General features: G+C 61.7%; 18 protein-coding genes. 5 read left to right on the forward strand and 13 right to left on the reverse strand.

Going from position 1 to position 18,195, the window contains the following annotated elements:
• The first annotated feature begins 136 nt into the window (after positions 1-136).
• Positions 137-676, forward strand: a complete 540-nt coding sequence (locus G5V57_RS03585; protein WP_165166227.1) for a DUF1465 family protein — start codon at positions 137-139, stop codon at positions 674-676.
• A gap of 103 nt (positions 677-779) precedes the next feature.
• Here G5V57_RS03585 and G5V57_RS03590 read toward each other — a convergent pair whose 3' ends face one another.
• Positions 780-1,022, reverse strand: coding sequence for a hypothetical protein (locus G5V57_RS03590; protein ID WP_165166228.1), 243 nt, complete (start codon positions 1,020-1,022; stop codon positions 780-782).
• 92 nt (positions 1,023-1,114) lie between these two features.
• Between G5V57_RS03590 and G5V57_RS03595 the strand changes: the two genes are divergently transcribed.
• Positions 1,115-1,612, forward strand: coding sequence for a DUF2165 family protein (locus G5V57_RS03595; RefSeq protein ID WP_165166229.1), 498 nt, complete (start codon positions 1,115-1,117; stop codon positions 1,610-1,612).
• Here G5V57_RS03595 and G5V57_RS03600 read toward each other — a convergent pair.
• Positions 1,602-1,904 carry a SelT/SelW/SelH family protein gene (locus tag G5V57_RS03600; RefSeq protein WP_165166230.1) on the reverse strand — a complete coding sequence of 101 codons (303 nt, stop codon included), beginning with the start codon at positions 1,902-1,904 and terminating at the stop codon, positions 1,602-1,604. The genes G5V57_RS03595 and G5V57_RS03600 overlap by 11 nt on opposite strands.
• Before the next feature lie 69 nt (positions 1,905-1,973).
• The gene (gene rpmE, locus G5V57_RS03605) at positions 1,974-2,195 is read right to left on the reverse strand and encodes a 50S ribosomal protein L31 (protein WP_165166231.1); all 222 of its coding nucleotides are present in this window, start codon (positions 2,193-2,195) and stop codon (positions 1,974-1,976) included.
• A gap of 152 nt (positions 2,196-2,347) precedes the next feature.
• Here rpmE and G5V57_RS03610 point away from each other — a divergent pair, with 152 nt between their 5' ends.
• Complete coding sequence (locus tag G5V57_RS03610; protein ID WP_165166232.1) at positions 2,348-4,138, forward strand: ABC transporter transmembrane domain-containing protein; 1,791 nt, start codon at positions 2,348-2,350, stop codon at positions 4,136-4,138.
• A 25-nt stretch (positions 4,139-4,163) separates the two neighbouring features.
• Here G5V57_RS03610 and G5V57_RS03615 read toward each other — a convergent pair whose 3' ends face one another.
• Positions 4,164-5,192: a peptidoglycan -binding protein gene (locus G5V57_RS03615; protein WP_165166233.1), complete on the reverse strand. Its 1,029-nt coding sequence runs from the start codon at positions 5,190-5,192 to the stop codon at positions 4,164-4,166.
• A gap of 3 nt (positions 5,193-5,195) precedes the next feature.
• A complete protein-coding gene (locus G5V57_RS03620) occupies positions 5,196-6,311 on the reverse strand; it encodes a flagellar motor protein MotA (RefSeq protein ID WP_165166234.1) in 1,116 nt (371 codons plus the stop codon).
• A 153-nt stretch (positions 6,312-6,464) separates the two neighbouring features.
• Between G5V57_RS03620 and G5V57_RS03625 the strand changes: the two genes are divergently transcribed.
• Positions 6,465-6,980 carry a hypothetical protein gene (locus G5V57_RS03625; protein WP_165166235.1) on the forward strand — a complete coding sequence of 172 codons (516 nt, stop codon included), beginning with the start codon at positions 6,465-6,467 and terminating at the stop codon, positions 6,978-6,980.
• Between the two features lie 154 nt (positions 6,981-7,134).
• Here the strand turns inward: G5V57_RS03625 and G5V57_RS03630 are convergent, their stop codons facing one another.
• From G5V57_RS03630 to G5V57_RS03655, 6 genes are all read right to left on the reverse strand, one after another.
• Complete coding sequence (locus G5V57_RS03630) at positions 7,135-7,593, reverse strand: hypothetical protein (RefSeq protein WP_165166236.1); 459 nt, start codon at positions 7,591-7,593, stop codon at positions 7,135-7,137.
• 197 nt (positions 7,594-7,790) lie between these two features.
• The gene (locus G5V57_RS03635) at positions 7,791-9,188 is read right to left on the reverse strand and encodes an NAD(P)(+) transhydrogenase (Re/Si-specific) subunit beta (RefSeq protein ID WP_165166237.1); all 1,398 of its coding nucleotides are present in this window, start codon (positions 9,186-9,188) and stop codon (positions 7,791-7,793) included.
• Between the two features lie 2 nt (positions 9,189-9,190).
• Entirely contained in the window at positions 9,191-9,757 is a 567-nt protein-coding gene (locus G5V57_RS03640) for a hypothetical protein (protein ID WP_165166238.1), read from the reverse strand.
• A complete protein-coding gene (locus tag G5V57_RS03645) occupies positions 9,757-10,092 on the reverse strand; it encodes a proton-translocating transhydrogenase family protein (protein ID WP_165166239.1) in 336 nt (111 codons plus the stop codon). Before G5V57_RS03645 ends, G5V57_RS03640 begins: the two co-directional genes overlap by 1 nt.
• A 13-nt stretch (positions 10,093-10,105) precedes the next feature.
• The gene (locus G5V57_RS03650; protein WP_165166240.1) at positions 10,106-11,218 is read right to left on the reverse strand and encodes a Re/Si-specific NAD(P)(+) transhydrogenase subunit alpha; all 1,113 of its coding nucleotides are present in this window, start codon (positions 11,216-11,218) and stop codon (positions 10,106-10,108) included.
• Positions 11,219-11,230: 12 nt separating this feature from the next.
• Positions 11,231-11,518: an aa3-type cytochrome c oxidase subunit IV gene (locus G5V57_RS03655; RefSeq protein WP_165166241.1), complete on the reverse strand. Its 288-nt coding sequence runs from the start codon at positions 11,516-11,518 to the stop codon at positions 11,231-11,233.
• A gap of 310 nt (positions 11,519-11,828) precedes the next feature.
• On the opposite strand from G5V57_RS03655, the gene G5V57_RS03660 reads away from it, so the two are divergent.
• Positions 11,829-14,651, forward strand: a complete 2,823-nt coding sequence (locus G5V57_RS03660) for a CHAT domain-containing protein (protein WP_165166242.1) — start codon at positions 11,829-11,831, stop codon at positions 14,649-14,651.
• Here G5V57_RS03660 and G5V57_RS03665 read toward each other — a convergent pair.
• Entirely contained in the window at positions 14,626-15,996 is a 1,371-nt protein-coding gene (locus G5V57_RS03665) for an AarF/ABC1/UbiB kinase family protein (RefSeq protein WP_165166243.1), read from the reverse strand. The two genes, G5V57_RS03660 and G5V57_RS03665, sit on opposite strands and share 26 nt — an antisense overlap.
• Before the next feature lie 60 nt (positions 15,997-16,056).
• Positions 16,057-17,853, reverse strand: a complete 1,797-nt coding sequence (locus G5V57_RS03670) for a M3 family oligoendopeptidase (RefSeq protein ID WP_165166244.1) — start codon at positions 17,851-17,853, stop codon at positions 16,057-16,059.
• Positions 17,854-18,195: the final 342 nt, after the last annotated feature.

Below are 18,195 nucleotides of genomic sequence, written 5' to 3' on the forward strand. Positions count from 1 at the left end.
TTGGCCCGCAAATTGCTCCGTGACGAGTGCCGGGCCATTTTCTGTGGATAGTGCCCGAAAATGACGCAAGTTTTAATGTTCCGTTAGCCCCTTCCGATGAGGGTGAGACGGAGGAAGAACGAAAGAATCGATTCTCATGACGGCGATAGGGGACAAATCAACGAATGACCGCGGCGAGAGCCTGGTCGACTTTCTGGCGCGCTTCACCGCGTCCGATCAGTTCGCTTCGATCTTCAAGGAAGGCATGGGCCTGGTCGAAGAGACCGCGAACTATCTCGACGGACCGGGCCGTCAGGATGCCCGCCTCCTCGACCGCACCGGCGCCATTGCCTATGCGACTGAAAGCATGCGCCTGACGACGAGGCTCATGCAGCTCGCTTCCTGGCTTCTGTTGCAGCGCGCCGTCTCTGCCGGTGAAATCACGCTGGAGGATGCCTCCAAGGAAAAGCACCGCATCCATCTGTCCGAAATCGGCGCCGGCCATACCTTGACTGGCTTCGATCAGATCCCCGCCGCCTTGAAGGATCTCGTCGACCGCTCGCTCAGGTTGCATGAGCGCATTCAGAAGCTGGATGAAATGCTCTCAACCAAAGCGCGGTTCTCCCCGCCGCAGCCGAGCCCGGTGAGCCACCAGATGGACCGTCTGGCTGCTGTGTTCAAAGTGGCACGCCGCTGAAACGCTTGCCGCTTCCATCTCTGCAGTCCGACAATGAGGACTCGAGTGTTTGCTTCGTTTCTAAAACAATGAGGAAAGCTCGGCTCCCGACCATATTCGGCGTTCAGACCTTCAACGGCCGGGCCGGGTAATCCAGCGTTAGTTCCAGCCGCCGGCCCTCGCCGCTGATCACCCAGCGCCGCCGCAGGATCACGAAGTCATGCGGCATCTCCTCGCGTTCGAGAGATACGATATCTCCCGGAAGGCAGTCGTCGTCGAGGCCGAGCTTTGTCACTTCCTTCATGATCCCATGGCCGTCCGCATAGCGCCTGGCGCTATCGGTCAGTGCGATGATGCATTTGCGCATGGGGGCTCCTCACGGCTCAACCGGATTATCTCATGGCGATGCGTACCCGCTCTAGTTAAAATGGCGCAATCGCATTCGGGGGAGATTCGATTATGACCGTCCGTCTGTCCAAAATCATCATGTGCCTGTGCCTGGCGGCTTTCGCCTTCATGGTGACGTTCGGCAACATCACCGATTTCGGCTCGAACTTCGCTTTCGTCCAGCATGTGCTCAACATGGACACAACTTTCCCGGGCAACAAGCTGATGTACCGTGCCATCACCAATGAGAGTCTCTGGCATGTGGCCTATTGGTTCATCATCCTGGGCGAAGGCCTGACTTTCATCCTGTTCCTCATCGGCGCCTGGCACCTCTGGAAGGCGCGCCACGCGACCGGCGCCGAGTTCAACAAGGCCAAGCGGTTCGCCGTCATCGGCGCCACGATGGGCTTCCTCGTCTGGTTCTTCGGCTTCATGGTGGTGGGCGGCGAATGGTTTGCCATGTGGCAGTCGCAGACCTGGAACGGCCAGGAGGCTGCCTTCAAATTCTACGTCGCCATCATCGGCGTGCTGATCTATCTCAACCAGCCCGACGGGGATCTCAGTCGCTAGCAAGGCCTGCGCGGTCGGTGTGACCGAGATCGCGCTCCGGAGCGATCCGGTCGCGCACCAGCTGCTTGAGCGTCTTGACGTCTGGAAAGCCGCCGTCCCGCTTACGATCCCAGATCACTTCGTCGCCGCAGGCGATCTGGAAAATGCCGCCCGTACCCGGAACGAGGGCGACCTCGCCGAGTTCGGTGGAGAAGGTCGAGAGCAGTTCCTGCGCCATCCAGGCCGCCCGGAGAAGCCATTGGCACTGGGTGCAATAGGTGATGGCGATGCGGTCCCTGGTGTCCTGCGGCATGTCCTGTCCTCCCAAACACAAAACCCGGCGCGAGGGCCGGGTTTATAGCGTAAAGGCGGAATTTCGGGCTTACTTGTTGAGGAAGCCGAACTTCTGCTTGAACTTGCTGACGCGGCCGCCGCGGTCGATGAGCGTCTGCTGACCGCCGGTCCAGGCCGGATGCGACTTCGGATCGATGTCGAGATTGAGCGTGTCGCCTTCCTTGCCGTAGGTCGAGCGCGTCTGGAACTTGCTGCCGTCGGTCATGACCACATTGATCGTGTGGTAATTGGGATGGATGTCTTTCTTCATGGCGTAAACTCTCTTGGCGGCGCGCCCGGGCGCCCGGAAAACTGCAAATTCAAGGGGCTTCGGGCGGCGTCTATACAGGAGGGGGACCCTGCACGCAAGTGCGGCGGCTTGGCCCCTTTTTAGGGCGGTCCGGGTGGTCTAACTGGAGCGGAATGGCTCGTTCAACCCAAGATACCACCCCGGCCCGGCCTGCCGGCAAGAGCCTGAAGCCGCTCCGCCGCTTCCTCCCTCTGCTCACGGCCTATCGCCTGCCTGTCGCCTTGGCCTTCCTGGCCCTGGTGGTCGCGGCTTTGGCCACCCTCAGTGTGCCCTTGGCGGTGCGCCGGGTCATCGACCATGGCTTCTCGGCCGAGGGCAACCTCCTCATCAACCGGTATTTCGCGGTGATGCTGGCGGTGGTTGCCGTCCTGGCGCTCGCCTCCGCCGCCCGCTTTTATCTCGTCACCTGGCTCGGCGAGCGCATCGTCGCCGATACACGTGATCTCCTGTTCAAGCACCTGCTCGATCTGAGTCCGGCTTTCTATGAGGCGAACCGCTCGGGCGAGATCGTCTCGCGCCTGACCGCCGACACTACCCAGATCAAATCGGCTTTCTCGACCTCGGCTTCGGTCGCGCTGCGCAATCTGGTGATGCTGATCGGTGCCGCCGTGATGATGGTGGTGACGAGTCCCAAACTGTCGGGGCTCGTGCTCCTGGCCATTCCCCTGATCGTGCTGCCGCTCATCTTCTTCGGCCGGCGGGTGCGCGCGCTGTCACGCGAGGCGCAGGACACGCTTGCTCATTCTGCGGCTTACGCTCAGGAGCGCCTGCTGGCGATGACGGCCGTCCAGTCCTTCGTCCAGGAATTGACCGCCATCACGGCCTTCAAGGACGCCACTGCTGTCGCTTTCGAGGCCTCGGCCAAGCGCACCCGTGCCCGCGCGTTCTTGACCGCCGCTATCATCTTCCTCTCGCTCGGCTCGGTCACGGCGGTGCTCTGGTATGGCGCCCGCGAGGTCATTTCCGGCGCCATGTCGGCGGGCTCGCTCAGCCAGTTCGTGCTCTATGCGGTTCTCGCCGCCAGCGCGCTCGGCGAGCTGTCGCAGGTCTGGGGTGAGGTTCAGCTCGCTTCGGGCGCGGCCGAGCGCATTGCCGAGCTTCTCGACGAGAAGCCAGCCATCGCCGCCCCGCCTTCGCCGGTGCCCCTGCCCTCGCCCGCCAGGGGCGAGATCGTCTTCGACAAGGTGAGCTTCCATTATCCGACCCGGCCCGACGGGCCGGCGCTCGACGACGTCAGCTTCTCCGTGGCCAAGGGCGAGACTGTGGCGCTCGTCGGTCCCTCAGGAGCGGGCAAATCCACGATCTTCGCGTTGCTTCAGCGCTTCTACGACCCGCAAGCGGGCCGTATTCTGGTCGATGGCGTCGATGTCCGCGAGGCCGATCCGCGCGCGGTCAGATCGCGCATCGCGGTGGTGCCGCAGGAAACGGTTATCTTTTCGGGCTCCGTCCTCGACAATATCCGCTTCGGCCGGCCCGAAGCCTCGCTGGCTGAGATAAAGGCGGCGGCCCGCGCCGCCCACATCGAGGAATTCGCCGAAAAGCTGCCCGAAGGCTACGACACTCAGGTCGGTGAACGCGGCATCACTTTGTCGGGCGGCCAGCGCCAACGTATCGCCATCGGTCGTGCGATCCTGCGCGACGCGCCGATCCTCTTGCTCGATGAAGCGACGAGCGCGCTCGATGCCGAAAGCGAGGCGCTGATCCAGGAGGCGATCTCGGAACTCACCCGGCACCGCACGACTTTGGTGATCGCCCATCGTCTGGCGACGGTGAGGAATGCCGGGCGCATTCTCGTCCTCGATGAGGGCCGGATCGTCGCCGAGGGCCAGCATGGCGAGCTCGCCCAATCCAACCCGCTTTATTCGCGCCTGGCCAAGCTCCAGTTCAGCGCCCAGTCCGCCTGATTTGAGACAGGTTTAGACCGGGTGCTCAACGTTCGGTGAGCTTGAGCTCGATGCGGCGGTTGCGCATCTTGGCATCCTCGGTATCGTCCGGGTCGAGCGGCTGGAATTCGCCAAAGCCCGCCGCCACCAGATGCTTAGGGTTTACGCCCTGCTGGATGAGGTAGTTGACGACAGCGATGGCGCGCGCCGCGGACAGTTCCCAGTTCGACTTGAACGTCGTCTGGATCGGATCGGTGTCGGTATGGCCGTCGACGCGCAGCACCCAGGCGATGTCGGGCGGGATCTCGGCCTCAAGCTCCTTGATCGCGGTGGCGAGCTTTTCCATTTCGACGAGACCGGCCGGATTGATCACCGCCGAGCCTTTCGGGAACAGCACTTCCGACTGAAAGACGAAGCGGTCGCCGACCACCAGTATGTCTGAACGCTGGCTGAGAATCTTACGCAAGCGCCCAAAGAACTCGGAGCGATAGCGCGTCAGCTCCTGCACCCGTTGCGCCAACGCCGAATTGAGCCTCTTGCCGAGATCGATGATCTGGGCCTGGTCCGTGCGTGAGCGCGATTCGGCATCGGAGAGGAGACCCGAAAGCGCCGCGATCTGCCGGCGGAGCGCGGCAAGCTGCTGGTTCAGCAATTCGACCTTGGCCAAAGCATCGGCGGAGAGCTGCTTTTCCTGGTCCAGCGCGGTGCGCAGGCCTGAGATGGTCGAGCCTGTGCTCTCACCCTTGGAGGCCTCGCCTTCGAGCTGAAGCGCCAGATTGGTCGATTTGGCCTTTTCGGCATTGAGATCGTCGCCCAGCGTCGCGAGATTGAGCTCAAGCTCGGCCTTGGCCGATTTCTCCAGCGCCAGCAACTGGGTCAGCTCTGCGATCTGCGAGCGCAATTGCCCAAGCGCGCTGTCCTGCCCCGAGATTTCGCGCGCCAGCAGGAACTGCGCCACGATGAAGACCGACAGGAGGAAGGTGATGACGAGCAGGAGCTGCGCCATCGCGTCGACGAAGCCCGGCCAATATGGCGCATCGTCATGACGCCTTCGCCGGGAAAGGGCTTGCGCCATAGCCTATTCGTCCTCTACCGCGGCGGCGGTGCCGAACCGGCTCACCGGGCCTTGCGGTGGCTGCTTGGCGGTGCGCAGGATGAGCTTCTGCATCTCGTTCTGCTGGACCTGCTGGGCCTGGGCCCATTGCCGCACGATCTTCTGCTCCTCGCGCATCTGCTGCACCAGGCTCGCCACCGCGTCGGCGAGCTTCTCCATCGATTCGCCGTCCTGGGGAGAGAGCGTCGGCAAGCCCGGGGCGGAGAAGGATGAGGCAGGGGAGACGGCAGCGGGCGCCGACGACACCGGCTCGGCGGCAAGCGCCTCGTCAAGCGTCTGGTTGATGCGCTCGATGCCCTTCTGCAGGCCGGCCATGTCGAGCCTCAGATAGTGCGGCACGGTGAGGGTGCCGCTTTCACCCGCCTGGATATCGGTGATGGTGGAAAGCCAGTCTTCCAGGTCGTTGTAGAAGCGGTTCTGCGCCTGGCTGGCCTGCAATTCGAGGAAGCCCAGGATCAGCGAGCCGGCGAGGCCGAAGAGCGAGGACGAAAAGGCGAGGCCCATGCCCGATAGCGGCGCCTCGAGGCCGGTCTTGAGCTCCTCGAAGACGGTGGCCGACTGGGCCGAGGAGACATCGAGCGCCCGGATCGCGTCGCCGACCGAAGTGACGGTCTCGAGCAGGCCCCAGAAGGTGCCGAGCAGGCCGAGGAAAATCAGCAGGCCGACCATGTAACGCGAGATGTCGCGGGCCTCGTCGAGGCGGGAGGCGATCGAATCGAGCAACGAGCGCATCGACAGGGGCGACAGCACGGTGCGGTTGGGCCGGTCGCGGAACAGCGTCGCCATCGGTCCCAGCAGCCGTGGCGTGTGAGTCGTCTCATGGGCCGGGTCGCTGATCTTGAAGCCGTTGACCCAGTTGATCTCCGGCCACAGCCGCAAGACAATGCGGAAGGAGTAGCCAACACCCAGAAGGAGGGCGCCGATAATCACCCCATTAAGGCCCGGATTGGCCATAAAGGCCCGCTGCATATGGGGAAAAAGCACGACCGCGAGGATGGTGACGACCAGCATGAACACCGTCATGCGGACGAGGTAGACTTTCGGGAGTTCGAGGACGGTATGCTCTTTGGCGTCGGTCATGGGCGGCTTGGGAACCTCAGGGCGCGGTAAATGACTGTAAATCTAGACGATTGCGTGGCGGGTTAACAGCGCGACCGTAAAGCTTATCCGGCGTCTCCTGAATTTCCGGACAGGGATCACCTATGTTCGCTGGCGTGGAAAGAGGGGGAGCTCATGACCCTGTTGCCTTGGTTCGCATCTCCAGAGGCCGCGATGGCCCTGTGGATGGCGGCATCCGTTTCCGTGCCTGACGCAGCCACGCCCGCCGACAAAATGGAGGCCTATATCAAGGACTTGCCGCAAGCGAGACGCAGCTTGCTGGTCGAGAACTATGTCTGGGCCGGCCTGATGTTTCCGGGCTTCCTCAAATATCGCACACTGCCTCAAATCTACGTGTCCTGCCCAAAGGAAGGCTGCGCTCCTGCCGCCATCTACAATCTGGAGATCATTCACTCCTACGCGCCCGCCACTCTGGGCCGGCGTGCCGGTGCAGCCGATATGTCCGGAATCGAAATCTACGTGGCGCCGGAACCGAACGAGTTCAACCGGCGCGATCGCAACACCGATGCGCGGCTTCAACTGGATGCTCACATCACGGCCAAGACGATTTTGAACTTCGACCCTGTCGCCTTCGGAAATGTTCCCGCCCCCAGCGCAGGCCAGGCACACCGTCCTATGGCTGGCTGCTAACACCTATCTGCACGGCCTGGCGGCAATCAAGCCGGGTGACAATTATGAGAAAGCCCTGTCCGTTCTCGAGAACCGGTACGGGCTTACGGAGAGCCCGTGTCAGAGCATCGGACCGTAAGATGCGAAGTGGTTTTCGGATAACCTCATGCACAATTTACGTGGCGACACCTGCCAGCGGACTTGTGGGTGACCGCCTTTGCCAATTGAATTCGCGAATCTCCGGCAACTGCTTCTCTTGGCACTGAGCTTTCCTGGCCATCTCGGATTCACCGTCGGCCAGACGAAAAATGTCTGCGTGAACTCTGGGATCACTTGATCCCTTGCTTGCATTCTCGGGGCGTTGATGTGTCCCTGTTCCGCCAAAGCCCAATTGTGTTGCGCGCTCAGCTTCACGCGATCCGGCCGCATTCAATGGCCGGCCAGGGATGGTCTGTACATTCTCCGGCCGTGATGGAGTCCCGAGCGATTGACTTGCAGTTCCACCGCCTGTCGTCACGCCCGGCTCTGATGCGGTTTGTGCGGCATTCTCGAGACGATTACCCTCATCCTTCTTGTTCCACGCGCGTAGCAAAGCTTGTAGGATTTCACGGACTTTTCGGAGGCCGAGAGCCATTCGGTTGATCCTGTCGCAGTTCGGATAGAGGAGCCTCTTCGGTCAGACTCAGGAGTTGAAGTCCGAACGCAACTCCTCAACTTGATATTTCCAAATCCTACCGTCTGGCCCACGATGTCAAGCGCTCATCGCCGCCGTCGACGACGTCTTCACGGAGCGCGACACCATCGCGCTCGAATTCGAGTGCAATGAGGGCGTCAGCCCATCGCCTTGACGATCTCTTCCGTCATCTTCTTGGCGTCGCCGAACAGCATCATGGTGTTGTCGCGGTAGAACAGCCCGTTGTCGATGCCGGCGTAGCCCGACGACATGCCGCGCTTGATGAACATCACCGTGTTCGCCTTCCACACTTCGAGCACCGGCATGCCGTAGATCGGCGAGGCGGGGTCGTCCTTGGCGGCGGGATTGGTCACGTCATTGGCACCGATGACGAAAGCGACGTCCGACTGGGCGAATTCCGAGTTGATGTCCTCGAGCTCGAACACCTCGTCATAAGGAACATTGGCCTCGGCCAGGAGCACGTTCATGTGGCCCGGCATGCGGCCCGCCACCGGATGGATGGCGTATTTGACCGTGACGCCCGCCTTCTTGAGATGGTCGGCCATCTCGCGCAGAGCGTGCTGGGCCTGCGCCACCGCCATGCCATAGCCCGGCACGATGATGACCGAGCCGGCGTTTTTCATGATGAAGGCCGCGTCATCAGCCGAGCCCTGCTTGACGGGTCTGGCCTCGCCACCGCCCGCGGCCGCCGCGGTCTCACCGCCGAAGCCGCCGAGGATGACGCTGATGAAGGAGCGGTTCATGCCCTTGCACATGATGTAGGACAGGATGGCGCCCGAGGAGCCGACCAAGGCGCCGGTTATGATGAGCGCGGTATTGGCGAGGGTGAAGCCGATGCCCGCCGCCGCCCAGCCCGAATAGGAATTGAGCATCGAGATGACCACCGGCATGTCGGCGCCGCCGATCGGCACGATGAGCAGGAAGCCGAGCACCAGGGCGATGATGACGATGAGCCAGAAGGCCAAGGCGCTCTGGCCCGCGAAGAAGCTGTAGATGAAGACCAGGAGCGCCAAACCCAGCGCGATATTGATGAGATGCCGGCCCGGCAGGATGATCGGCTTGCCGCTCATCCGCCCGTCGAGCTTGAGGAAGGCGATGATCGAGCCGGTGAACGTCAGGGCGCCGATGGCGGCGCCGAGCGCCATTTCGATGCGGCTCTGGGCGTGGATCTCACCATTGGTGGCGATGCCGAAGGCTTCCGGCGAATAATAGGCGGCGGCCGCCACGAAGACGGCGGCGAGCCCGACGAGGGAGTGAAAGGCGGCGACAAGCTGCGGCATCGCCGTCATGGCGATCCGCTTGGCGGTGACGGCGCCGATCGCGCCGCCGATCGCGATACCACCGATGATGAGCGCCCAGGCGAGCCCGCTCGCCGGTGCCGCGAGCAGCAGCGTCGTGATGATCGCCAGCCCCATGCCGATCATGCCGTAGAAATTGCCTTGCCGCGAGGATTCGGGGCTCGACAGTCCGCGCAGCGCCATGATGAACAAGGCACCGGAGACGAGATAGAGAAAGGCGGCGAGTGAAGCGCTCATGACTATTCCTTGACCAGCTCCATGGTGGCGTCCGGGAAGGCCACCGCTTCATATTCGGGATAAGCTTCGCGCAGAATGGCAACCTGTTGAGCATCGCTGCCGCGAACCAGATACCATAAGCCTTCGTCCTGAAGGGCAAGCGTCGCCGAGCGCATGAGGCTCTTGTCCTCGCCGCCGGTCGTCATCACCGTTTCGGTCGGAATGAGGAGATAGGGCGTCCCATCGGCGATCTGCCCCTGCTGGGCCTCGGCCATATTCATTGTGAAGGATTGAACACGCAGCGCTTCCAATGTCTGGCCGATGAGCTCGGCCAAGGTTTTCCGGATGTCGCTCTCGCTCACCTTGTCGTGTTCGGCCATCTTCCTGACGATGCGCGGCGGGATCGCCCGGACCAGGATCTGGAGATCCTTGCTTTCCATCGCCTTGTCGTATGTCTCCACGGCGGTGTTGAGCATGGTGTTCTCGGCGTCGGTCAGATCGCGTGCGGATGCGCTTTGCAGGCCGGCAAGACAGGAAAACGCGGCGATGGCCGCTAGAAGGTGCCCCCGCAATCCCCTCACATGTGGCATCAGCGGCTCTTCGCGGACTTGGCGGCGGCCGGATCCTTCTTCTTGTACATCGCCAGCATGCGCTGGGTGACGAGGAATCCGCCGAAGATATTCACCGAGGCGAGGATGAGCGCCAGGAATCCGAAGATCATGGCGAGCGTCGAGCCAGACGCGATGGCGCCGGCGCCGACCGCGAGGAGTGCCCCCACCACGATCACCGAGGAGATCGCATTGGTGACCGACATCAGCGGCGTATGGAGTGCCGGCGTCACGTTCCACACCACGTAGTAGCCGACAAACACCGCCAGCACGAAGATCGCGAAAAGCGAGACGAAGGGATCGATCGCATGTTCCATCGCGGCAAGCCCCTTATGATTTGAACATCTTGTGGACCAGCTCGCCGTCCTTGGCGACAAGCGTGCCGGTGATGATCTCATCCGCCCAATCGATATTGAGCGCCCCGTCCTTGATCAGGGGATCGAGGAAGTTCTGCAGATTCCTGGCGTAGAGCGGCGAGGCATTGCCGGCGAGGCGACCGGCAAGATTGAGATTGCCCATGATCGTCACGCCCTTATGGATGACGACCTCGTCCGGTTTTGAGAGAGGACAGTTGCCGCCACGCTCGACCGCCAGATCGACGATCACCGAGCCGGGCTTCATCGTCTCGACCATGTCCTGGGTCACCAGCACTGGCGCCGGCCTGCCCGGGATGAGGGCGGTGGTGATGACGATGTCCTGTGCTTTGATGTGCTCGGCAATGAGGGCCGCCTGCTTGGCTTTGTCCTCGTCAGACAACTCCCGCGCGTAGCCGCCCGCCGTCGCGGCGTCGGCGACATCGGCGAAGACGAATTTGGCGCCGAGACTCTTCACCTGCTCTTCCGTCGCCTTGCGCACGTCGGTCGCCGATACGATGGCCCCGAGCCGGCGCGCCGTGGCGATGGCCTGGAGGCCGGCGACGCCGACGCCCATGATGAAGACCTTGGCCGGCGGCACCGTGCCGGCCGCCGTCATCATCATCGGGAAGGCACGGCCGAATTGCGCTGCGGCATCGATCACCGCCTTGTACCCGGCGAGATTGGCCTGCGAGGAAAGCACGTCCATCGTCTGGGCGCGCGTGATGCGCGGCATCAGCTCCATGGCGAAGAGGGTGAGCCCCTGCCTGGCCAGCGCCTCGAGGCCCGGCCGGTCGCCATAGGGATCGAGGATGGCGGCCACCAGGGCGCCTCTCTTGAGCGGCTCCGTGGTCTGAACCTCGGGACGGCGGACGCTGAGCAGGATATCGGCGTCCTTGCGGACATCCGCGCCATTGCCGATTTTGGCACCGGCGCCGGCGAAGGCATCATCGGAAATGAACGCCCCCTTGCCCGCCCCGGCCTCGACGGCGACCTCGAAGCCCTTTTTGATGAAGGCTTTGATCGTGTCGGGCGTCGCCGCAACGCGGCTCTCGCCCGGGTAGGTTTCGGCTGAGACCGCGATCTTCATATGTCGGAGGTCCTAGCCGACATTGACGGCGGTGATCAGTCCGAAAAGCACGAGAATGCCGGTCGAAAGCAGCCAACGCTGCGAGCCCGAACGGGCGTCGATCGTCACGGCGATGCAGCCGATGATGAGCCCGGCGAAACCGATGAAAACACTGAGCGACTTGCCGAAGGCGAAAGAGCTCAGCGCGACCAGCACATAGGCGCAGACGATGCCGAGCGCCACTGAACCGCGTATGAAGGCGCTATAGGTCCTGCGATGCGCGTCCAAATCCATATGGTGGTCCACTGACTGCTGCGCCATGTCGGAAATCCCCTCAAAACCTTAGACTCTAGGGCAACTTACCTAGCCTAGAGCCTTACGCGCCGCAAGAACTGAGGCCCGGCGCGGCGATGAGTCCCATGAGTCGCCTTCAAAATCCCGCAAAGGAAGAGCAATATCCTCGTTGCTTCCCCGCCCCGGACGGCTCATGAGACGGCGATTGGTAGTCTTCTGGCTTGCACTTGGCCTGTGGCTCACGGGCCTTGTCTGTCCTTGCCCGGCCCAGAACGCCTCACCACCCCCCAATATCCCTCTCCTCACCCAACGCGCCCAGGCGGGTGATCCAGACGCCATGATCGCCCTCGGTGAGGCCTATTTGGATGGCAACGGGGTCAAGCGCGACCTCGATATGGCGATCAGGCTGTTCACTCCGCTCGCGCGGATCAATAATGCCAATGCCGTCTATCTGTTGAGCTTCGCGCTTCGGGAAAGAGGAAAACCGGGCGATCTCAACGATGCCCTGCGCCACGCCGTGACAGCGCTGAGCCTTGCGAGATACAGCAAGGAATCGAAATTTCTCGAAGCCAACATCCAGTCACAGCTCGGCTTCGTCTATGAAAGGCTTGGCCGCTACGAGGAAGCCATCGTGGCCTATGAAGCGGCCCGCAGCATCTTCGAACGCAAACTGGGGCCAAAGCATCCGCAGGTCGCGGGTGCTTATATGAATCTCGCCAACGGCTTCGCCGGCGCAGGACGCCAGGAGGAGTCGCTGGCCGCGACGGAGAAGGCGTTGCGCCTCATCACCTTGCTCATGGGCGATGAAAACGAATTAACGGCAAATCTTTATCAGAACAAGGCCGTCAGCCTCATCGCCCTGGCGCGCTACGGCGAGGCATTGAATGCCCTGGATCAGGCCCAGGCCATTTATGTGAAATTGGGCGGTCCGGAATCCTCAAAGGTGGCCGATACCCTCCGTAACCGGAGCCGCGCCTTTAACCTTCTCAGCCGCAATCAAGAGGCCGTCGAAGCGGCGCAGGCCGCACTGACCCTCTACACCAAGTCCTCCTCGCCGGATGGCCTCACTCTTGCCGCGGCTCATGGCGTACTGGGGCTCGCCTACCAAGGGCTTCGCCGTTACGCCGAGGCGCGCGTAGAATACCGCGCCGCCATCGCGATATTGCAAGTCAATCATAGCCCTAACTCCGTTGAGATGATCCATCCGCTCATTAATCTGGGCAACGTGGACGACGATCTCAAACAATTCGAAAGCGCTCTCACCTACTATCAAAAGGCATTCGAGATCATCCTCGATGCCTACGGTCCCGATCACGCCGAAACCGCCACCATGCTCGGTCGCCTCGGCAACACGTCGTTCAAGCTCAAGCGCTATGATACCGCCCTCGATTATGGACTCGAGGCGTTGCTCATTCAAACCGGCGCACTCGGCACCGATGTTGACAGCCAGCGCTACACCTACCGGATGCTGGCGCGAACTCTCTCAGCCACGAACAACAGGACGACGGCCATCTTCTTCGCCAAGCTGGCCGTCAATGCACATCAGGATGTTCGCGCGCGAAATTCAAAACTGTCGGATGAACTGCGCGCTACGCTGGGCCGGAGTTTTCAACCTTCTTATTATCTGTTGTCGGACCTGTTGTTGGACGACGGCCAGTTCTCGGAAGCACAGTTCGTGGGCGGTCTGCTCAAACAGCAGGAATTCTACGAATTCACCCGCAGTCTAGGCGGTCGTTCGCCGACCAATCGAGACATTGAGCCGGGCACCCTTCGTCCCACCGAGGCTGAACTGAAATTCTGGGCGGACCTGCAGATGTCCATGGCGCCCGCCCTCAAAATCGCCGCCGATATGCGCGATTTGAGCGCTGCGCGGGAGGCGACGGGAGCGGCCTCGCTCGAAGATCAGGCTCGGATGCAGGAACTTAAGGGCAAACGTAGTGAAGCCATACGGGTTTTCCTCGCATCCGCGCGCAATCTCATCGATCGCGTCGAATTCGATAAACGACAGCAGCAGCAGACAGCATTCGTCTACGGAGAACACTACGCTGAGAAGATTCAGGCGGACTTGCGCTCCATGCCGAGCAATACCGTGCTCTTGCAGATCATGAGCCTTGATGACGAACTACATCTCTTCGCAAGCAGCGCAGGACGACAAACGATCTACCGCAAGATATCGGTCAGTCGTTTGGAGCTCGCCGGCAAAGTGTCAGCGGCCATTGCCGCCGTAAGGAACCGGGGCGATGATGCTCCCGCCCAACTGGCCGCTCTCTATGATCTGCTCATCAGGCCAATTCGATCGGATATCGACGCAGCTGTCTCACGAGGCGACGCGGACGTCCCGGTTCTTCTTCTCGATCTGTCGGGCTTCCTGCGCTATGTGCCATACGCGGCGCTCTATGACGGTCGGCATTATCTCGTCGAGGACTTCGCTCTGGCACTCTACAATCCGGCCAGTCCGATAAAATTTGCGGCCATGAGCCGTGACAAGATCAAGGGAGCCGGTTTCGGCGTCACGCGGCCATTTCCCGGCTTCGCGGCTTTGCCGGGAGCCGCCCGCGAACTCGACTCGGTATTCAAGATCATCGGCGGCAAGCCGAAGCTCGATGACGCCTTCACCGAAAGAAGCCTGGCAACAGCGCTCTCGACGAAAACGCAGATCCTTCACATTGCAAGCCACTTCCGGTTCCGTCCCGGCAATGAGAACAACTCCTATCTGCTTCTGGGAAATGGCGATGGGCTGACCTTGGCTCAATTGCGCACGCAGAAGCAGTACAGTTTTCGGGGCACCGATCTCATTACGCTGTCGGCTTGCGACACGGCCATTGGCGGCGGAGCCGAAGGCGAGGAGATCGAAAGCTTCGGCATGCTCGCGCAATCCAAAGGCGCTTCCGCGGTGATGTCTACGCTCTGGCAGATCGCCGACGAATCGACGGCAGTCCTTATGACCGACTTCTATGATGGGCTCATCAAGCAGGGCCTGGACAAAGCCCACGCCTTGCGGCACGCGCAGCTCACGCTGATCCGGGGAGAGACAGAGCCACTAACACAAGCCAGTCGCGCGATGACGGTCATTGAAGATACGAGCAGCGAAACGGCAACGGTGCCCACCGCGCATCCCTACTTCTGGTCGGCCTTCATCCTGATGGGGAACTGGATGTAAGCTCCGCCGCGGCGAGCGCCGCGCCCTGCCGCGCCGCGACGCCTTCGACGCTGAAGCCTTCCAGCGCCTCATTGAACAGCCGGTAGAAATTGAGCTCGGCGCGCAGATGGATGAACACCCCGCCGAGCCCGATGGCCGCACGGTCCATGAATACGAATTCGCGCGGTACCTTGACCGGCCCTTTCTCCTTCAACGCCTGATGCACCGTGAAGGCCTGGCGGCGGCCATATTCGGCGGGCGACACGCCATCGGCGATGGCGCGCACCCGATCTTCCATCAGGGGACCGTAGATGAAGCGGGCCCAGATATTCAGGATGTCGATCAGCTCGTTGCTGAGCCCCTGGAAGCCCCAGGTCTCATAGGCATGCACGACGCGGGCCTGGTCGTTGGCGAGGAGCCCGCGATAAAGATCTACAACGCCCTCGACAAAGCGCGGCGGGAAGATGCGGATACAGCCGTAATCGAGGAGGTTGAGGCCGTTGGGCATGCCCGTGCGATCGAGCGACGCCGAGTAGTTGCCGAGATGCGGATCGCCGTGAATCACGCCATGGCCGCAGAAGGGCGTCCACCAGGCCTCGAAGAGATGGCGGGCGAGGAGATTGCGCGTGTCGAGACCATGCTCCTTGAATTCGAGCAGCTTGCGACCTTCGAGCCAGCCCATGGTGATAAGCCGGCGCGTCGACAACTGCGCCTCGACTTGCGGTACATGGATGGTCGGATGGTCTTTGAGGATCTCTGTATAGAGACGGATGTGTTTCGCCTCGCGGACATAATCGAGCTCTTCGCGCAGGCGCGCCGCGATTTCCTCGCCGATCTCGCTCGTATCGATCACCGGCGACATGCGCCGGTGCAGCGCGAAGATGATGTTGAGCTGCTTGAGATCCGCCTCGACGGCCGAATCCATGTCGGGATATTGCAGCTTGCAGGCGAGCGGCCGTCCGTCATGCGATGATGCGCGATGGACCTGGCCGAGGGAGGCCGCATGCGCCGCCTCATGCGAAAAATCCGCGAAGAGCTTTCGCCAGTCGGAACCGAGCTCCGCAGCCATCCGGCGCTTAACGAAAGCCCAGCCCATGGCGGGCGCCTGCGACTGGAGCTGAGCCAGCTCGGCGGCGTAGGCCGCCGGCAGGGCATCCGGAATGGTGGCGAGAAGCTGCGCCACCTTCATCAGCGGGCCTTTGAGCTGGCCTAGCGCCTCGGCGAGCAACTGGCCTTCTGCGGCCGTGCCCCGTTCGCCGCCGAGTAGCCGGCCGGCGGCGATGCGGGCGACGGCGCCGCCCACCCCCGTTCCGACATTGGCGTAGCGGAGCAGTCGTCCGGTCAGGCTGTTTTCGTCGTCCGCCACTTAAGGTCTCACCGATGAGATGAAATACCCTCGCCCCCCACGGGGGAGAGGGTATTTGGCTTATGCGCTGGCTTCCATCGCTTCGAGCTCGTCGATGAAGCCTTCAATGACCTTGAGCCCCTTCTGCCAGAAGCCAGGATCGCTGGCATCGAGGCCGAAGGGCTTCAGCAGCTCGCTGTGATGCTGGGTGCCGCCCGCTTTCAGCATGGCGAAATATTTCGCCTGGAAGCCTTCGGCGCTTTCCTGGTAGCGCGCATAGAGCGAGTTCACCAGGCAGTCGCCGAACGCATAGGCATAGACATAGAAGGGCGAGTGAATGAAATGCGAGATATAGACCCAGAACGTCTCGTAGCCTTCCGAGAAGGCGATGCCGGGCCCTAGGCTCTCGCTCTGCACCTCGAGCCACAGCGCATTGATCTGCTCGGCGGTGAGCTCGCCGTCCTTGCGCGCCGTGTGGATCTTGCGCTCGAACGTATAGAAGGCGATCTGGCGCACGACCGTGTTGAGCATGTCCTCGACCTTGGCGGCGAGCATGGCTTTGCGCTTCTTCGGATCCGTGGCTTCTTTGAGCAAGGCCTGGAAGGTAAGCATTTCGCCGAAGACGGAAGCCGTCTCGGCGAGCGTCAAGGGCGTCTGCGCCATGAGCGCGCCTTGCTCGGCAGCAAGCACCTGATGCACACCATGCCCAAGTTCATGGGCAAGCGTCATCACATCGCGCGTCTTGCCCATATAGTTGAGGAGCACATAGGGATGCGCCGAGGGCACGGTCGGGTGCGCGAAGGCGCCCGACGTCTTGCCCGGCCTGACCGGCGCGTCGATCCATTTTCTGTCGAAGAAGCGCCCGGCGATCTCCGCCATTTCCGGCGCGAAGCCCCTATAGGCATTGAGCACGGTCGCCTTGGCATCGTCCCAGGCAACTTCGCGTGTGTCCTCATGTGGCAAAGGGGCGTTGCGGTCCCAATGGGCGAGCTTGTCCTTGCCGAGCCATTTGGCCTTCATCTGATAGTAGCGATGCGACAGGCGCGGATAGGCGGCGCGCACCGCTTCGACGAGTGCGGCCACGACTTCGGGCTCCACCCGGTTCGACAGATGCCGTGCATCGGCGATGTCCTTGAAACCGCGCCAGCGATCGGAGATATCCTTGTCCTTGGCGAGCGTGTTGGTGATGTGGGTGAAGAGCCGCATGTTCTTCTTGAAGGCCTGAGCCAGCGCATCGGCGCCCGCTTTGCGCTTCGCTTCGTCCGGATTCATCATCAGGGTCAGCGTCGGCTCGAGCGACAATTCCTCGCCGTCGACGGTGAAGCGCATCTCGGCGAGGCTTTCGTCGAACAGCCGGTTCCAGGCGGAATAGCCGGTCTGCGATTTCTCGAGGAACAGCTCCTCGATCTTGTCGTCGAGCTGATAGGGCTTTTCCTTGCGCAGATTGTCGATCCACGGCCGATAATGCGCCAGCGCCGGGATTTCGAGCTTTGCCGCCAGCTCCGCATCGGTGATCTTGTTGAGCTCCAGTTCGAAGAACAGGAGGATGGTAGAGATGTTGGTGAGGCTCGCGCTCACGTCACCGTAGAACTTCGCACGCTGCGGATCCGTGGTGTCGCCGACATAATAAAGCTGCGCGTAGGAACCGGTGCGGCCGAGCAGATCACTCAGCTTCTCATAGGCTTCGATCGCCTTTGCCAGATCGCCCCCCGAAAGGCCGGCGAGCTTGCCCTTGTAGGTCTGTGCAAATCCCTTCGCATCCTCCTCGCCGCGCTGCATGTCCGAGGCGAAAGCCGGATCGGCGGGCGATGCGTAGAGATCGGCGAGATTCCATTCGGGCAACGGGCCCAGTTTTTTGGCTGTAGCGGCAGCGTCCATGATCCATCCATCCGATTGGCGTTAGATCACGATGAGTTTGGGTTGAATCAACCCAAACTCATAAAAGTGATCGCCTCATATATGTTAGCGCGGGATTTCTTGCGAAAAACCGGCATCCACTTTTTCGCATCCCGCGCTGGTGCTCATATGGCCCATGCACGGGACCTCGGCAATAAGACGCGGGGAAACAAGCTGACGCTAGGCCACCTTCGAGGGCTCTGGACAAGCTCGAGAACTGTCCCCATTCTCGCCATACCCTTAATCAGCCCTTTACCCTTCTTTGTCACAGTTCGACCGTGAAATTGGGGGGAAGCCAGAGATGCGGTTGGGCGCGCATCGTGA

Source organism: Nordella sp. HKS 07 (assembly GCF_011046735.1).
In the GTDB taxonomy this organism is placed as follows: domain Bacteria; phylum Pseudomonadota; class Alphaproteobacteria; order Rhizobiales; family Aestuariivirgaceae; genus Taklimakanibacter.

Excerpts from the sequence above, each read along its gene's own strand:
- G5V57_RS03585 (WP_165166227.1), top strand. The coding sequence starts at position 137 with ATGACGGCGATAGGGGACAAATCAACGAATGACCGCGGCGAGAGCCTG.
- G5V57_RS03590 (WP_165166228.1), bottom strand. The coding sequence starts at position 1,022 with ATGCGCAAATGCATCATCGCACTGACCGATAGCGCCAGGCGCTATGCG.
- G5V57_RS03595 (WP_165166229.1), top strand. The coding sequence starts at position 1,115 with ATGACCGTCCGTCTGTCCAAAATCATCATGTGCCTGTGCCTGGCGGCT.
- G5V57_RS03600 (WP_165166230.1), bottom strand. The coding sequence starts at position 1,904 with ATGCCGCAGGACACCAGGGACCGCATCGCCATCACCTATTGCACCCAG.
- rpmE (WP_165166231.1), bottom strand. The coding sequence starts at position 2,195 with ATGAAGAAAGACATCCATCCCAATTACCACACGATCAATGTGGTCATG.
- G5V57_RS03610 (WP_165166232.1), top strand. The coding sequence starts at position 2,348 with ATGGCTCGTTCAACCCAAGATACCACCCCGGCCCGGCCTGCCGGCAAG.
- G5V57_RS03615 (WP_165166233.1), bottom strand. The coding sequence starts at position 5,192 with ATGGCGCAAGCCCTTTCCCGGCGAAGGCGTCATGACGATGCGCCATAT.
- G5V57_RS03620 (WP_165166234.1), bottom strand. The coding sequence starts at position 6,311 with ATGACCGACGCCAAAGAGCATACCGTCCTCGAACTCCCGAAAGTCTAC.
- G5V57_RS03625 (WP_165166235.1), top strand. The coding sequence starts at position 6,465 with ATGACCCTGTTGCCTTGGTTCGCATCTCCAGAGGCCGCGATGGCCCTG.
- G5V57_RS03630 (WP_165166236.1), bottom strand. The coding sequence starts at position 7,593 with ATGGCTCTCGGCCTCCGAAAAGTCCGTGAAATCCTACAAGCTTTGCTA.
- G5V57_RS03635 (WP_165166237.1), bottom strand. The coding sequence starts at position 9,188 with ATGAGCGCTTCACTCGCCGCCTTTCTCTATCTCGTCTCCGGTGCCTTG.
- G5V57_RS03640 (WP_165166238.1), bottom strand. The coding sequence starts at position 9,757 with ATGCCACATGTGAGGGGATTGCGGGGGCACCTTCTAGCGGCCATCGCC.
- G5V57_RS03645 (WP_165166239.1), bottom strand. The coding sequence starts at position 10,092 with ATGGAACATGCGATCGATCCCTTCGTCTCGCTTTTCGCGATCTTCGTG.
- G5V57_RS03650 (WP_165166240.1), bottom strand. The coding sequence starts at position 11,218 with ATGAAGATCGCGGTCTCAGCCGAAACCTACCCGGGCGAGAGCCGCGTT.
- G5V57_RS03655 (WP_165166241.1), bottom strand. The coding sequence starts at position 11,518 with ATGGCGCAGCAGTCAGTGGACCACCATATGGATTTGGACGCGCATCGC.
- G5V57_RS03660 (WP_165166242.1), top strand. The coding sequence starts at position 11,829 with ATGATCGCCCTCGGTGAGGCCTATTTGGATGGCAACGGGGTCAAGCGC.
- G5V57_RS03670 (WP_165166244.1), bottom strand. The coding sequence starts at position 17,853 with ATGGACGCTGCCGCTACAGCCAAAAAACTGGGCCCGTTGCCCGAATGG.